The sequence below is a fragment of the Bacillus chungangensis genome, assembly GCF_030812995.1.
GTDB lineage: Bacteria > Bacillota > Bacilli > Bacillales > Bacillaceae_C > Bacillus_CF > Bacillus_CF chungangensis.
This window is the reverse complement of the sequence record NZ_JAUSTT010000008.1, coordinates 135,279-150,952: the sequence shown is the minus strand read 5'-3', so window position 1 is coordinate 150,952 and position 15,674 is coordinate 135,279. Positions and strand designations below refer to the sequence as shown.

General features: G+C 40.5%; 13 protein-coding genes. All 13 read left to right on the top strand.

Annotated elements, in window-relative coordinates:
• Nucleotides 1-237 precede the first annotated feature (237 nt).
• The 13 genes from sdaAB to ffh all read left to right on the top strand — a co-directional run bounded on the left by sdaAB (nt 238) and on the right by ffh (nt 15,597).
• Complete coding sequence (gene sdaAB / locus J2S08_RS08445) at nt 238-900, top strand: L-serine ammonia-lyase, iron-sulfur-dependent subunit beta (protein ID WP_307228529.1); 663 nt, start codon at nt 238-240, stop codon at nt 898-900.
• Between the two features lie 80 nt (nt 901-980).
• The gene (sdaAA, locus tag J2S08_RS08440) at nt 981-1,868 is read left to right on the top strand and encodes an L-serine ammonia-lyase, iron-sulfur-dependent, subunit alpha (protein ID WP_307228527.1); all 888 of its coding nucleotides are present in this window, start codon (nt 981-983) and stop codon (nt 1,866-1,868) included.
• A complete protein-coding gene (gene recG, locus J2S08_RS08435; protein WP_307228525.1) occupies nt 1,861-3,909 on the top strand; it encodes an ATP-dependent DNA helicase RecG in 2,049 nt (682 codons plus the stop codon). Before sdaAA ends, recG begins: the two co-directional genes overlap by 8 nt.
• Before the next feature lie 181 nt (nt 3,910-4,090).
• Nucleotides 4,091-4,675, top strand: a complete 585-nt coding sequence (gene fapR / locus J2S08_RS08430) for a transcription factor FapR (RefSeq protein WP_307228523.1) — start codon at nt 4,091-4,093, stop codon at nt 4,673-4,675.
• Complete coding sequence (gene plsX, locus J2S08_RS08425) at nt 4,672-5,679, top strand: phosphate acyltransferase PlsX (protein WP_307228522.1); 1,008 nt, start codon at nt 4,672-4,674, stop codon at nt 5,677-5,679. The genes fapR and plsX overlap by 4 nt, the downstream gene beginning before the upstream one ends.
• Nucleotides 5,680-5,693: 14 nt before the next feature.
• Entirely contained in the window at nt 5,694-6,641 is a 948-nt protein-coding gene (fabD, locus tag J2S08_RS08420; protein WP_307228520.1) for an ACP S-malonyltransferase, read from the top strand.
• The gene (gene fabG, locus J2S08_RS08415; RefSeq protein WP_307228518.1) at nt 6,638-7,381 is read left to right on the top strand and encodes a 3-oxoacyl-[acyl-carrier-protein] reductase; all 744 of its coding nucleotides are present in this window, start codon (nt 6,638-6,640) and stop codon (nt 7,379-7,381) included. The genes fabD and fabG overlap by 4 nt, the downstream gene beginning before the upstream one ends.
• 97 nt (nt 7,382-7,478) lie before the next feature.
• Nucleotides 7,479-7,712 carry an acyl carrier protein gene (locus J2S08_RS08410; RefSeq protein ID WP_307228516.1) on the top strand — a complete coding sequence of 78 codons (234 nt, stop codon included), beginning with the start codon at nt 7,479-7,481 and terminating at the stop codon, nt 7,710-7,712.
• Nucleotides 7,713-8,358: 646 nt separating this feature from the next.
• The gene (gene rnc, locus J2S08_RS08405) at nt 8,359-9,099 is read left to right on the top strand and encodes a ribonuclease III (protein WP_307228514.1); all 741 of its coding nucleotides are present in this window, start codon (nt 8,359-8,361) and stop codon (nt 9,097-9,099) included.
• Between the two features lie 94 nt (nt 9,100-9,193).
• Nucleotides 9,194-12,757 (top strand): chromosome segregation protein SMC, encoded by a 3,564-nt coding sequence (gene smc, locus J2S08_RS08400; RefSeq protein WP_307228513.1) that lies wholly within the window; start codon nt 9,194-9,196, stop codon nt 12,755-12,757.
• A 43-nt stretch (nt 12,758-12,800) separates the two neighbouring features.
• Nucleotides 12,801-13,778 (top strand): signal recognition particle-docking protein FtsY, encoded by a 978-nt coding sequence (gene ftsY / locus J2S08_RS08395; protein WP_307228512.1) that lies wholly within the window; start codon nt 12,801-12,803, stop codon nt 13,776-13,778.
• 129 nt (nt 13,779-13,907) lie between these two features.
• Nucleotides 13,908-14,240: a putative DNA-binding protein gene (locus J2S08_RS08390; protein ID WP_307228510.1), complete on the top strand. Its 333-nt coding sequence runs from the start codon at nt 13,908-13,910 to the stop codon at nt 14,238-14,240.
• Nucleotides 14,241-14,253: 13 nt separating this feature from the next.
• Complete coding sequence (gene ffh, locus J2S08_RS08385) at nt 14,254-15,597, top strand: signal recognition particle protein (protein WP_307228508.1); 1,344 nt, start codon at nt 14,254-14,256, stop codon at nt 15,595-15,597.
• The last annotated feature ends 77 nt before the right edge of the window (nt 15,598-15,674 follow it).

Sequence of the window (15,674 nt, the reverse complement as noted above, 5' to 3'; positions counted from 1 at the left end):
ACAATGCCTTATCAGGAAGTTTTTCTTGCTTTAATAAGCCAAATCAATAAACATTTGTTAAATAGAAGCGAGATACAAGAAGTGATAGGTCTACAGTCGATATAGGAAATTCTTAACCTAATGCGCCTCCTTCACTTTGCGAGAGGAGGCGAACCTAATGTATGACTTTTGCATAAATAGGCTAGAAAGCAGTTGAAAACAGTCAAGATTTCGACGATGAGGAAGGGAAGTACGCACATGAAGTTTAAAAGTGTGTTTGATATTATTGGACCTGTGATGATAGGACCTTCCAGTTCCCATACGGCTGGTGCAGCCAGGATTGGAAAAGTAGCTAGAAGTTTGTTTGGCCGGGAGCCTAAGTGGGCTCATATTTCCTTCTATGGGTCCTTTAAGGATACGTATAAAGGTCATGGAACAGATGTTGCACTTGCTGGCGGTTTACTTAATTTTGAAACAGATGATGAGAGAATTATTCATGCTATACAATTTGCCCAAGAACGAGGCATGGAAATCACGTTCTATGAGGAAAATGCGATTCCAGATCACCCGAACACAGCCCGGGTACGAATAGGCGATGAAGAAGGAGAAATGGAGCTTGTCGGCATTTCCATTGGCGGTGGTAAAATAGAAATCATTGAATTGAACGGCTTTCTATTAAAATTATCTGGCCATCATCCTGCCATTTTAGTTGTACACAATGATCGTTATGGCGTTATTGCCTCCGTAGCTAATATTCTTTCTGCACATGAAATCAATATCGGCCATATGGAGGTTTCTCGTAAAGAAAAAGGAAAGACAGCATTAATGACCATTGAGGTTGATCAAAATATGGATGATGCGATTTTGAAAGAGATTCGCTCTTTGCCAAATGTTACACAGGTAACGAGAATTGTTGACTAAGAAGTCCGTTTGGTGAAGAAAGTGATCTAAGCATCAAGCTGCTATATTTGGGAACGTTTTCAAGAAAGGAGGCGCTCTTCATGTTTCGTAATGTTGCTGAGTTGGTTCAATTAGCCGAAAACCAACAGAAAAAAATTTCGGATGTGATGATTGAACAAGAAGCAGAGGTAACCGGCAGGCCGAAAAAGGATATCATGGAGCAGATGGACAAAAATTTAAAGGTGATGGAACAAGCGATCGAACGCGGCATCCAAGGTGTCCATTCACATTCAGGCCTAACTGGCGGCGATGCGGTCTTAATGAAACAATACATTGAAAAAGGCAATACTTTGTCCGGCAAAACGATCTTAGACGCAGTAAGTAAAGCAGTAGCAACGAATGAAGTGAATGCTGCTATGGGAACGATTTGTGCGACGCCAACGGCAGGTTCCGCCGGTGTTGTGCCTGGAACTCTTTTTGCAGTGAAAAATGTACTGAATCCATCGAGAGAAGAAATGGTGCGTTTTTTGTTTACATCAGGTGCGTTTGGTTTTGTTGTCGCTAATAATGCATCGATTTCTGGCGCTGCTGGCGGCTGTCAAGCGGAGGTAGGATCAGCAGCAGGGATGGCAGCGGCAGCAATTGTCGAAATGGCTGGCGGTACGCCGTCGCAATGTGCAGAAGCGATGGCGATCACATTAAAAAATATGCTAGGTCTTGTATGTGATCCCGTTGCTGGTCTTGTAGAGGTTCCTTGTGTCAAGCGTAATGCGATGGGTGCTTCTAATGCGATGGTGGCAGCCGATATGGCGCTTGCAGGCATTAAAAGTCGCATTCCATGTGACGAAGTCATTGAAGCAATGTTTAAAATTGGCCAAAGAATGCCGACGACATTAAAAGAAACAGGTCAAGGAGGGTTAGCGGCAACGCCGACTGGACGCAAACTAGAAGCGAAAATTTTTGGCATGCCGATGGAGCATCGTGACTAAATCAATATGTGATCCGATTACGGAAATTAAAGGAATTGGAGAAGAAACAGCCGCTAACTTGGCCGCAATGAATATTGTTACTGTTGGTGATTTATTGGAACATTTTCCTTATCGCTATGAAGATTATCGCCTTCGAGATTTAACTGAGGTAAAACATGAGGAGCGAGTGACTGTGGAAGGGAAGGTTCATAGTGAACCTTCTCTACAATTTTTTGGGAAGAAGAAATCGCGCCTTACCATCCGTTTATTGGTTGGGCGTTATTTAATTAAAGCAGTGTTCTTTAATCAGGCCTACTTAAAAACAACATTTTCTATTAATGACATGATAACAGTATCGGGAAAGTGGGATCAACACCGCCAAACAATTACTGTCAGTCAATACAAGAGCGGTTCCCATCAACAAATGGAAGAATTTGAATCCATCTATGCAACAAAAGGAAAGCTTACTTCAAAAGGTATTCGCCGTTTTATAAAAGAAGCATTAAAGCACTATAGTCAAGCTATTGAAGAAAATTTGCCGCCATATTGTCTACAAACGTATCAATTATTATCCCGATCAGAAGCATTTCGCTCTTATCATTTTCCAAAAAATAATGAAGAAGTAAAGCAAGCGCGCCGCCGTTTCGTATATGAGGAATTTTTGCACTTTCAATTGAAAATGCAAGCACTGCGAAAGATGGAACGAGAGCATGCTGCAGGTTCTGCCAAGCATTACAATTTACAAAAATTAAAACAATTTATTTCCACATTGCCTTTTCCTTTAACAACTGCACAAAAACGAACCGTAAATGAGATTTGTGCAGATTTAAAAGCTCCTTTTCGCATGAACCGGCTCTTACAAGGGGATGTTGGTTCTGGGAAAACGGTTGTCTCAGCAATCGCGATTTATGCTTCTATTACCGCGGGATATCAAGGAGCTTTAATGGTGCCGACCGAAATATTAGCTGAACAACACGCAGCATCATTCAGATCTATGCTTGAACCAATGGGAATAAAAATCGCACTTTTAACGAGTAGTGTAAAAGGGAAAAAAAGACAGGAAATGTTGCAAGGTCTACAAGACGGAGAAATCGATTGCATGATCGGTACTCACGCTTTAATTCAAGAAGATGTTTCGTTTCAAAATTTGGGTTTGGTCATTACAGATGAACAACATCGGTTCGGAGTTGAACAGAGGCGTATTCTAAAAGATAAAGGTCTTTATCCTGATACACTCTTTATGACAGCAACGCCTATCCCAAGAACATTGGCAATTACCGCTTTTGGCGAAATGGATGTATCGATCATCGATGAAATGCCGGCAGGGAGAAAGCCAGTAGAAACTTATTGGGCGAAACATGAAATGCTGGAGCGTGTACTGCAGTTTATGGAAAAAGAGTTAAGGAATGGACGGCAGGCATATGTCATTTGTCCGTTGATTGAGGAATCGGATAAACTCGATGTTCAAAATGCGATTGATGTCTATGAAATGCTTACAACTTATTATGGCAGCCGCTATTCAGTCGCGCTGATGCATGGCAGACTTTCCAGCCAAGATAAAGATGCTGCGATGCAAGCCTTCTCAGCGAATAAGACACAAATATTAGTAGCTACTACTGTTGTCGAAGTCGGGGTGAATGTTCCCAATGCTACAATGATGATCATTTATGATGCAGAACGCTTTGGATTGGCACAGCTTCATCAGCTGCGCGGCAGGGTAGGCCGAGGCAGCGATCAGTCATTTTGTGTACTGCTTGCAAATCCGAAAACGGCGATTGGAAAAGAGAGAATGAGAATCATGACCGAAACGAACGATGGTTTTGTCTTGAGTGAACGTGATTTAGAATTGCGAGGGCCTGGAGATTTTTTTGGGAAAAAACAAAGTGGATTGCCAGAATTCAAAGTGGCAGATATGGTTCATGATTATCGTGCATTAGAAACAGCTCGAAAAGATGCAATAAAATTTATTCATTCAGAATCATTTTGGGAGCAAGAAGATTATGCACCATTACGGAATTATTTAGAGAAGACGGGAGCACTTTCTGGCAATAAGTTGGATTAATGATCAAAACTAGTTATTATTAGCTGAGAACTCGCTCTTAATGCCCTGAAGGTTAAACCCTTTCTTGGAAGTCCGTTTTTAGTCCTTTTGCTTCGGTAAGATGCTTGCCAGAAGCATCTTTTTTTTATATACTACTACTAGTACCAAGTCCTAGTATCACAGACATGGATGGTGTGGGGAAATGAGAACGACGAAAAAAGAACGTCAAAAACAGTTGCAAGAAACAATAATGGACAATCCTTTTATTACAGACGAAGAACTGGCAGAAATTTTTCGAGTTAGTGTACAGACTATCCGTCTTGATCGAATGGAACTTGCAATTCCTGAACTGCGTGAACGTATTAAGACGGTTGCAGAAAAGCGTTTTACTGATCAGGTAAAAGCACTTCCGATCGATGAGGTCATTGGCGAAATTATCGATATTGATCTAGATAAAAGCGCGATCTCCATTTTTGATATTAAAAAGGAAAATGTTTTTAAACGTAATTCAATAGCGCGCGGCCATCATTTATTTGCTCAGGCTAATTCTCTGGCTGTTGCTGTTATAAAAGATGATTTGGCACTGACGAGGAAAGCACAAATACAGTTTACTCGCTCTGTTAAGGAAGGGGAAAGGGTTATTGCTAAAGCAAAAGTTGTTGAAAACAATCGCAGTAAAGGCCGCACCACTGTGATCGTTCACAGCTATGTTGGAAAAGAAGTCGTTTTTAAAGGTGAATTTGACATGTATCGTTCCAATTTAACAGCAAAGGATGAGTCCGAATGAAGTTAGCTATCGATGCAATGGGCGGTGACCACGCACCAAAAGAAGTAATTTTAGGTGTGAACCGTGCGATAAAAGCATTTCCTGACATAGAGGCAGTACTTTTTGGAAGAAAAGATGCTATTACACCATTTTTAGAAACGAATGATCGTGTCCAAATTGTTCATACGGATGAACTGATTGAAGCAACAGATGAACCAGTGCGTGCCATTAAAAGAAAAAAGCAGGCTTCGATGGTTTTAATGGCCAAAGCAGTTGCTGATGGAGAGGCAGACGCTTGTATTTCCGCTGGCAACACAGGTGCTCTAATGGCTGCTGGTTTATTTATTGTTGGCCGCATTAAAGGAATTGAGCGTCCCGCGTTAGCACCAACACTGCCGACTGCAAATGGCAAGGGATTTTTAATGCTTGATTTAGGTGCAAATGCTGATGCAAAACCGGAACATCTTTTGCAGTATGCAATTATGGGTTCTATTTATGCAGAAAAAGTAAGAGGTATTGATAAACCTCGAATAGGACTGTTAAATATTGGGACAGAGAAAAAAAAGGGCAACGAACTGACGAAAAGAGCATATGACTTGTTGGAAAAAACAGACATTCACTTTATAGGCAATGTTGAGGCCAGAGATTTGCTAGAATGTGTTGCCGATGTCGTTGTAACGGACGGGTTTACTGGTAATATGGTATTAAAAACGATGGAAGGAACAGCTTCTACCATCTTTGCAATGTTGAAATCAGTCTTTACTAGTAATCTTAAAAATAAAGTAGCAGCAGGTCTTGTGAAGTCTGACTTAGTTGATCTTCGCCACCTGATGGATTATACAGAATATGGCGGTGCTGGTTTATTTGGCATTCGTTCGCCAGTTATTAAAGCACATGGTTCATCTAATGCCAATGCAATTTTTAATGCTATTCGTCAAGCGCGAGATATGGTAAATCATGATGTTCCAAATACGATTCAGAAAGCCATTGCAACATTACAAGATAAGACAGAAACAGCGGAATAAAGGAGGGAGTTCAGTTGTCAAAAATAGCCTTTGTGTTTCCAGGACAAGGTTCACAAAAAGTAGGAATGGGGCAGTCAGTGTCTGAAGCGAACGAACAGGCAAAAGCAATCTTTACAAAAGCAGACGAAACATTGGAATATCCATTGTCTTCCATTATTAAAGATGGTCCGCAATCAGAATTGACGCTAACAACAAATGCACAACCAGCGCTGCTTACAACGAGCATTGCCATTTTACAATGTCTGCGAGAAGCAGGCGTCCATGCTGACTACACTGCTGGTCATAGTTTAGGAGAATATACCGCACTTGTTGCCAGCGGAAGCATGTCATTTGAAGAGGCTCTTTATACTGTTCATAAAAGAGGACAATTTATGGAAGAGGCAGTTCCTAACGGAGAAGGAACGATGGCAGCAATTTTAGGAATGGGCCGTGAAGCCTTGCAATCGATCACAGACGAGATAACAAAAGCCGGCGATGCTGTTCAGCTTGCAAATTTAAATTGCCCGGGGCAGATTGTCATCTCTGGGACGAAAGCGGGTGTTGAAAAAGCGGGAGTGCTTGCAAAAGAGCACGGAGCAAAAAGAGTTTTGCCTCTCCAAGTAAGCGGTCCTTTTCATTCTGTGTTGATGAAACCGGCAGCTGAAAAACTTGCAGCTATTTTAGAAAAAATATCTATAACTGATACAAAAATACCAGTTATATCTAATGTCACCGCAAATGAAATGACAAGTGCTTCGGAGATTAAAAAGAAATTAGTCGAACAGCTTTATTCTCCCGTTCTTTGGGAAGACTCGATAGAGAAGATGCTTTCATTAGGGGTAGACACATTTATTGAAATTGGCCCTGGGAAAGTACTTTCTGGATTAATTAAAAAAATCAATCGCCAAGTTCAAACTTTTGCTGTTCAGGACATAGAGAGTTGCAATGAAGTCGCCAAAGCATTACAGGAGGTGAAACAATGAAGCTTAAAGGAAAAGTTGCATTTGTAACAGGAGGATCTAGGGGAATCGGCCGCGAAATCGCTTTAGAGTTTGCTCGACAAGGCGCACATGTTGCTATTAATTATGCCGGCAGCAAAGAAAAAGCGGAAGCTGTAGCGGACGAAATACGGGAAATAGGGCAGGAAGCAATCGTACTTCAAGGAGATGTCTCTGATCAAGAATCTGTACAGGCAATGGTAAAAGCAGCCATTTCACATTTTAATAAGCTAGATATTCTTGTCAATAATGCAGGAATTACGAAGGACAACCTGTTAATGCGTATGAAAGAAGAAGATTGGGATGCTGTCATGAATACGAATTTGAAAGGTGTTTTCTTGTGTACAAAAGCAGTAGTGCGCCAGATGATGAAACAAAGATCAGGCAGCATTATTAATATTTCTTCGATCGTTGGAGTCAGCGGCAATCCTGGACAGGCAAACTATGTTGCTGCCAAAGCAGGTGTGATCGGCTTCACGAAGACGGCTGCTAAAGAATTAGCTTCTAGAGGAATTACTGTGAATGCTGTAGCACCAGGTTTTATTGCAACTGATATGACAGACAAATTGACAGAAGACTTAAAAGCAGACATGTTAAAACAAATTCCACTTGGTTATTTAGGAAAGCCGAAAGATATTGCGAAAGTAGTTGTTTTCCTTGCATCTGATGATGCGAGCTATATGACTGGCCAGACGCTTCATGTAGATGGTGGCATGGTTATGTAAATGTAAGAAAAAACGCTGCATTTTTTGCCTGAATTGCATTTCCTTATGTATTATTAGGAGAAAATATTCTATAATGGCTTGAGGGGAGGTGAATCAAATGGCTGATGTATTAGAAAGAGTAACAAAAATTATTGTGGATCGCCTCGGTGTTGATGAAGGTAAAGTTACATTGGAAGCTTCTTTTAAAGACGATCTTGGTGCAGATTCATTAGATGTTGTCGAGCTAGTGATGGAACTAGAAGATGAGTTTGAAATGGAGATTTCTGATGACGATGCTGAGAAAATTGCGACAGTAGGCGATGCTGTGAATTACATAGAAAGCAAAGCATAATCGTTAGCAAGAACAGCATGTCCCGTTTAACTAAAACGGGACTTTTATGTTCTAAAAAGTGAAAACTTCCGCATCGGGGTCTTTCTTATATTAGGGACGTCAAGCTAGGAACGCACCATTCTTGAAAAAAAGCCCCTTTTCCTTCTTGCAATGTTGATTTGAAGAAGCTTTCCTTATCTATCTGTTTGGTTAAATATTCATCCCACATCTAACTGGCGAGTCAAGACCCCCACCTCGGGGAATAAGAGGAATCAGAAGCGCTAGGTGGGGGATAACTGAAAGTCAATGTCCGATTGGTTCGGGCCGATAGGATAAGGAAAGCTTCTTGAATCAGCATCGCACGAAGAAAAAGCAGTTTCCTTTTTCGAGGACGCCTACGATCTTAGCCTTTGTTCTACTTCTTATCAGTGGGGATGAGAAAAAAACCCCCACTGCTGGAAGTTTCACTTTAAAATTAGTTGGATGTGGAATAAATACGAAGAAGGTTTTGCACTGAGCGCCATTTTTTTATAAACTTGGGATAAGAGACTTAGGAGCATATCCACTGCATAGGGGAGGGACATTAATCACTACAGACATGGGCCCTTGCCTCTTTTCTTATTATTTCACAGTCTAAAATGAAAACTTAATCAAGGTGGGAGATCCCATGAGTAAACCGTACAAACGGAAAGAAAAAAAATATTATATGAAAAAAGAAGAAAAGTTCAAAGAGCTTCAGCAAAAAATGGGGATTTTCTTTCATAATATCTCCTTGCTAAAACAGGCTTTTACACATTCATCTTATGTGAATGAGCATCGAAAAAAACCACACGAAGACAATGAGCGCTTAGAATTTCTAGGCGATGCCGTATTAGAAGTGATCGTTTCAAAATATTTATTTAAAAAGTATCCTCTTATGTCTGAAGGAGAACTCACGAAATTGCGAGCTGCGATTGTTTGTGAACCTTCGCTCGTAACCTTTGCAAATGAGTTGGAATTTGGCAACTATATTCTGCTGGGCAAAGGAGAGGAGATGACTGGCGGAAGAATGCGTCCAGCTTTGCTTGCTGATGTGTTTGAAGCCTTTATTGGAGCACTATATTTAGATCAAGGATTGGACGAAGCGGTCATCTTTTTAGAAAAAATTGTCTTCCCGAAAATCAATGCCGGTGCTTTTTCTCATGTGATGGATTTTAAGAGTCAATTGCAGGAGCACGTGCAAAGAGAGGCGACAGGACTATTGGAATATACAATTTTAGATGAACGGGGTCCAGCGCATAGCCGTGAGTTTGTTTCCCAAGTATCCTTAAATGGACATGTGTTAGGGAACGGCTCTGGCAGATCGAAAAAGGAAGCAGAGCAGCACGCAGCTCAAATGGCGCTAGGAAAGCTAAAAGATCAATCATAAAAGTGAAAAGAGTACTAGCGGGAAGGTAGGATTGTACCTAGACACCTACTTAATAAAATCGACTCAAGAGATTACTGAAAAAGGGGGCAATCTTATGTTCCTTAAACGAATAGATGTGCTTGGTTTTAAATCCTTCGCTGAAAGAGCTGCAATCGAATTTGTTCCTGGTGTAACTGCCGTAGTAGGCCCTAATGGCAGTGGAAAAAGTAATATTACAGATGCAATCCGTTGGGTATTAGGGGAGCAATCTGTTAAATCGATTCGCGGCGGTAAGATGGAGGATATTATTTTTGCTGGTAGCGATTCCCGCAAGCCCCTTAATGTTGCAGAAGTAACATTGACATTAGACAATGAGGATGCTCTCTTGCCGATTGATTATAGTGAAGTAAGTGTGACAAGAAGGGTATTTCGCAATGGAGAGAGCGAATTTTTCATTAATAAACAGCCTTGTAGATTAAAAGAAATTGTCGAGCTTTTTATGGATTCTGGTCTTGGAAGAGAAGCATTTTCAATTATTAGTCAAGGGAAAGTTGAGGAAATTTTAAATAGTAAAGCAGAGGATCGCCGTACTATTTTCGAAGAGGCTGCAGGGGTGTTGAAATATAAGACACGTAAAAAAAAGGCGGAATTGAAACTATTTGAAACGGAAGAAAATTTACACCGTGTCAATGACATCCTTCATGAGCTATCCTCCCAAGTAGAGCCTTTAAAGATCCAAGCATCAATGGCGAAAGATTATTTAGAAAAAAAAGAGGAACTGGAAGCTTTTGAAGTATCCATCACTGTTTACGACATTGAAGATCTACATAAAAAATGGGAACAGCTTAAACACCAGCTTGAACGTCATCAAGATGAAGAAATAGAAACAACTACGCAAATACAAAAGAAAGAACTTGAAATCGAAACATTGCGCACGCAACTCAGTATGATAGAAGAGGAAACGGGAACACTGCAAAATAAGTTGCTGCTCACTTCCGAAGAATTAGAAAAAGTAGAAGGACGCAAACAAGTACTTAAAGAAAGAAAAAAGCACGCTTCTCAAAATCAAGACCAATTAACCCAAACACTCCAGGAAATGTCCGATAAAATGAAACAGCTTCAAGAAGAAATAAAGCGTTATAAACTGGAGTTAGCAGGTCATCAGGAGGAAGCGAAGAGAATAAAGCAGCAAATAGCTGATAAAAGCAAACAATTGGAGCTTGTTAATGAAGATGTAGAAGAGATTATTGAATCTTTAAAAAGCGACTACATTCAGCTTATGAACAAACAAGCAAGCGCAAATAATGAAAAACACTATTTGGAAAAACAATTGCAGCAACAAGCAATCAGAAGCGAAAGACTTGATCATGACCATGAAAAATGGCTTGAACAGCGTACAAGATTGATAAGCGAAAAGAAAAAGATTGAAAATGAGCTAATTGGCCTGCGCACAAAAATTGAAAACCAAGTCTCTCTTTACCATGACACGAAAAAGCAGCTATCAGTTTGCCAACAGCATGAAACACAATTAAAAAGAGACCTTGATAAAGCCCGCCAATATGTACAGCAAGCACGATCAAGGAAAGACACATTGGCAGAAATGGAAGAAGATTATACCGGTTTTTATCAAGGAGCACGAGAGGTATTAAAAGCAAGAAGACAGCTTTTGTCTGGTATAGAAGGGGCGGTTGCTGAGCTTATTCATGTTCCGAGCAAATACGAAATGGCAATAGAAACAACGTTGGGAAATGCGATGCAGCACATTGTAGTTGAAACAGAAGCAGATGCACGTCAAGCGATAGCTTTCTTAAAAAAGCATCAATATGGACGAGCGACCTTCTTACCTTTAAACGTTCTAAAAGCAAAAAGCATTCCTTACATACAGTTAACGCAATTACAAGCACATCCTGCATTTGTAGATATTGCTTCGTCCCTTTTGCACTATGATGAAAAATATGCTCCCGTTATGAGACATTTGCTTGGAAATATTGTGATTGCTCAAAATTTAAGTGGTGCAAACGAGCTGGCAAACTTGCTCCAATACCGCTATCGCATTGTAACATTAGAAGGAGATGTCGTGAATCCAGGCGGCTCTATGACAGGCGGTGCATCCAAGAAACGGAATTCGTCATTGTTGGGAAGAAAAAATGAACTTGCAGCATTAAAGGACAAAATAAAAGGAATGGAGACAAAGACAAGCCAGCTTGAGGAAGAAGTATTTAAGATGCAACAAGAGATCAAACAGCAGGAAAATACTTTGGAAGAATTGAGAGAGCAAGGAGAAGCACTTCGTTTAAGAGAGCACGAAGTGAAAGCCAAACAAAGAGAAGTGGAAATGGAAGCAAAAAATGCTGCAGATCGCTTACAAATGTATGATTATGAAAAGTCAGACTTAACAACTGAAAAAACAAAAATAGAGACACGAATAAAAGAGCTCCAACAGAAGGCAAAAGAAGGGAAAGAAACCCTCCGTACATGCGAAGAGAGAATAGAAGAATTGCAGTATGAGAAAAAACATGGGAGACAGACAAAAGAAGCATTGCAGTCAGAAATGAGCGACCTTAAAGCAAAAGCAGCTGTAAAAACAGAACAATTGCTTTCACTTCAAGAACAGTTAGAGCGTGCCGAACGGGAGTGGCAAGATGTTTCCAAGCGGAAAACAATACTTGCAGAAGAGCTTCATTGGCTGCAGACAGAAATGACTGATCAGCATTCAGGAGAAAATGAACTTGAGCAAGCTGCTGAAAATAAGCTGCAAGCAAAAAAAGAGCTGCAGGCGCAAATTGTCAACCATCGCGAGAAACGTTTGAAGCTGCAACAGCATATCGATGATAAGAATATACATTTAAAACAGTTAAAAAGAAACCAGCGCACAATAGCAGAGACTGTTAAAGAAGAGGAAATTCAATTAAATCGTTTAGATTTAGAATTGGAAAACCGACTTCAATTTTTGCGTGAAGCATACACCCTTACATATGAAGCAGCTAAGACAGCATACCCACTTACCGTATCAGCAGAAGAAGCAAGAAAAAAAGTAACATTTATTAAACGAGCATTAGAGGAACTTGGAACCGTTAATCTCGGAGCTATTGAAGAGTACGAGCGCGTATCAGAACGCCATCAATTTTTGCAGGAACAGCAAAACGATCTTTTAGAAGCAAAAAAGACGCTCTTTGAGATTATCGCTGAAATGGATGAAGAAATGATCAAACGTTTTGACGCTTCTTTTTCAGCGATTCGCGATCAGTTCGAATCTGTCTTTCAATCTTTATTTGGAGGAGGCCGAGCCGAGCTCAGACTGACAGATGCTTCGGATCTTTTACACACTGGGATAGAGATTGTCGCACAGCCTCCTGGCAAGAAGCTGCAAAACCTCAGTTTATTGTCTGGTGGAGAACGAGCTTTGACGGCGATTGCACTTTTATTTGCAATTTTAAGAGTTCGTCCTGTTCCTTTTTGTGTGTTAGATGAAGTAGAAGCGGCATTGGATGAAGCGAATGTTTATCGCTTTAGTCAATATTTAAAGCAATTTAGCAAGGAAACACAATTTATTGTTATTACTCATCGAAAGGGAACGATGGAGGAAGCAGATGTGTTATATGGCGTGACGATGCAGGAATCTGGCGTCTCTAAGCTTGTTTCAGTGAGAATGGAAGAGACGGAAGCACTTGCACAATAACTCGTTAAAACGGGAAACTTTACAAAAAAAGGAGGAACAACGGTTGAGCTTTTTTAAGAAATTAAAAGATAAATGGTCACAATCGACTGATTCAGTAGCAGAAAAATTTAAGGATGGATTGACGAAAACCCGTGATCAATTTTCAGCGAAAGTAAATGATTTGGTTGCTCGTTACCGTAAAGTAGATGAAGATTTCTTTGAAGAGCTGGAGGAAATTTTATTCGAAGCAGATGTCGGCTACGAAACAGTGATGAAGCTGATCGATGAGTTGAAAATGGAAGTAAAGCGTAAAAATATACAAGATCCATCTGGTGTTCAGGCAGCAATTTCTGAAAAGCTAGTGGAGATTTATGAGGCTGGAGAAACGTCCTTGCAAACGCTCAATCTTCAAGAAAATGGGTTAACGGTTATTTTATTTGTAGGTGTAAATGGAGTTGGTAAAACAACGACTATCGGCAAGCTTGCGCACCAATTTCATCAAGAAGGGAAGAAAGTGCTGCTAGCTGCTGGTGATACATTCCGCGCTGGTGCTATTGCTCAACTGGAGGTATGGGGGGACCGCGTAGGAGTTGATGTGATTAAGCATACGGAGGGGGCGGACCCTGCCGCTGTCATATATGACGCACTTCAGGCTGCCAAATCACGGCAAGTAGATATTCTCCTTTGTGATACTGCTGGTCGTTTGCAAAATAAAGTTAATTTAATGAAAGAACTGGAAAAAGTAAAGCGTGTTATTGAAAGAGAGGTACCGAATGCACCACATGAGGTTTTGCTCGTTTTGGATGCGACGACTGGCCAAAATGCAATGGTGCAAGCGAAAACATTCAAAGAAACAACCAATGTCTCCGGTATTGTGTTAACGAAATTGGATGGAACTGCAAAAGGAGGTATTGTCCTCGCGATTCGCAATGAACTTTCCATCCCAGTCAAATTTGTTGGCTTGGGTGAACAAATGGATGATCTTCAGCCTTTTGACGCGGAAAAATATGTTTATGGCTTATTTGCAAACATCGTTGATTAGAAGGAAAGCAAGTAGAGGCTAGCTTTCATTTAAAGACAGCAAAATCTTCTTAGAACACTTGACAATTTCTCTCAAACGATGTAGATTGTAAAATGTAAAGGTTTTTCACTTAACAGGGAGAGATGGCAAATGCTTGATAAAACAACTCGGATGAATTACTTATATGATTTTTATCAATCTTTGTTGACGACAAAGCAACGAAGCTACATGTCTCTCTATTACTTAGATGACTTCTCTTTAGGAGAAATTGCACAAGAATATGAGGTAAGCAGACAAGCTGTTTACGATAATATTAAACGGACAGAGGCGATGCTGGAAGATTATGAAAAGAAACTGCTTTTATTTCAAAAATTCCAAACACGTCAAGATATTTTAGAAAAACTTAAAAAGACGATAAACAACGAACACCCTAACGCAGCAAAAGTGGATCAGTTAATCAAGATGCTTGAGAAATTGGATTAGGGGGGCGGCATAAATGGCATTTGAAGGTTTAGCAGACCGATTGCAAAGCACGATTCAAAAGATTCGCGGCAAAGGAAAGGTTTCCGAAGCGGATGTCAAGGAAATGATGCGTGAGGTTCGCCTCGCTTTACTAGAAGCGGATGTAAACCTCAAGGTTGTAAAGGGATTTGTTAAGAAAGTAAGTGAACGCGCTGTTGGCCAAGAAGTAATGAAAAGCTTAACACCAGGCCAGCAGGTGATCAAAGTAGTAAAAGAAGAATTGACAGTGCTAATGGGCGGAGAGCAAAGCAAAATTGCTGCTGCAAATAAACCTCCTACTGTCATTATGATGGTTGGTCTGCAAGGTGCAGGTAAAACAACGACAACTGGCAAGCTTGCAAACTTGCTGCGAAAAAAATATAACCGCAATCCGCTGCTTGTTGCAGCTGATATCTATCGGCCAGCAGCAATTAAACAGCTGGAGACACTTGGCAAGCAGTTAGATATGCCTGTTTTTTCATTGGGAGATCAAGTAAGCCCAGTAGAAATTGCCAAACAAGCGCTGCAAAAAGCAAAGGAAGAACATTATGATTATGTTCTCATTGATACTGCCGGCCGCTTGCATATTGACGGTGAATTAATGGACGAATTAAAGGAGATAAAAGCGAATTCAAATCCTGATGAAATTTTCCTTGTTGTAGATGCAATGACGGGGCAGGATGCAGTCAATGTTTCGCAAAGCTTTAATGAACAGCTTGGCATTACAGGTGTCATTTTAACGAAGCTTGACGGAGATACACGTGGGGGGGCCGCTCTCTCCATTCGAACAGTAACGGAAAAACCGATTAAATTTGTTGGAATGGGAGAAAAGCTCGATGCGCTTGAAGCCTTTCATCCAGAACGGATGGCATCGAGAATTTTAGGCATGGGCGACATGCTGACATTAATTGAAAAAGCACAAGCCAATGTTGACGAAGCAAAAGCGAAAGAGCTAGAGCAAAAAGTGCGGACAGCTTCTATTACGTTCGATGACTTTCTTGAGCAGCTTGGTCAAGTAAGACAAATGGGTCCGCTTGATGAGCTTTTAAAGATGATGCCTGGTGCTGGTAAAATGAAGGGTATGGCTAATTTACAAGTGGACGACAAACAAATTAGTCAAATTGAAGCGATTATCCGCTCGATGACGAAACAAGAGAAAACCAACCCTGAGATTATTAATGCTGGCAGAAGAAGAAGAATTGCAAAAGGCAGCGGTACTACTGTTCAAGAAGTGAACCGGCTTATCAAACAGTTTGATGAGATGAAGAAAATGATGAAGCAAATGACAAATATGCAGCAAAAGGGCAAAAAGAAAGGCTTTAAATTACCTTTTATGTAAATGCGCATTGCGTCTGTTAAGAAAAAAGACTTTACATCATAAGTGTCTTTTGGTAATATAATGTCTTGTGTAAAACT

What these genes read in the sequence shown, in the direction of transcription:
- sdaAA (WP_307228527.1), top strand. Translation starts at nt 981, where the DNA reads ATGTTTCGTAATGTTGCTGAGTTGGTTCAATTAGCCGAAAACCAACAG.
- J2S08_RS08410 (WP_307228516.1), top strand. Translation starts at nt 7,479, where the DNA reads ATGGCTGATGTATTAGAAAGAGTAACAAAAATTATTGTGGATCGCCTC.
- J2S08_RS08390 (WP_307228510.1), top strand. Translation starts at nt 13,908, where the DNA reads ATGCTTGATAAAACAACTCGGATGAATTACTTATATGATTTTTATCAA.
- rnc (WP_307228514.1), top strand. Translation starts at nt 8,359, where the DNA reads ATGAGTAAACCGTACAAACGGAAAGAAAAAAAATATTATATGAAAAAA.
- ffh (WP_307228508.1), top strand. Translation starts at nt 14,254, where the DNA reads ATGGCATTTGAAGGTTTAGCAGACCGATTGCAAAGCACGATTCAAAAG.
- fapR (WP_307228523.1), top strand. Translation starts at nt 4,091, where the DNA reads ATGAGAACGACGAAAAAAGAACGTCAAAAACAGTTGCAAGAAACAATA.
- fabG (WP_307228518.1), top strand. Translation starts at nt 6,638, where the DNA reads ATGAAGCTTAAAGGAAAAGTTGCATTTGTAACAGGAGGATCTAGGGGA.
- sdaAB (WP_307228529.1), top strand. Translation starts at nt 238, where the DNA reads ATGAAGTTTAAAAGTGTGTTTGATATTATTGGACCTGTGATGATAGGA.
- plsX (WP_307228522.1), top strand. Translation starts at nt 4,672, where the DNA reads ATGAAGTTAGCTATCGATGCAATGGGCGGTGACCACGCACCAAAAGAA.
- smc (WP_307228513.1), top strand. Translation starts at nt 9,194, where the DNA reads ATGTTCCTTAAACGAATAGATGTGCTTGGTTTTAAATCCTTCGCTGAA.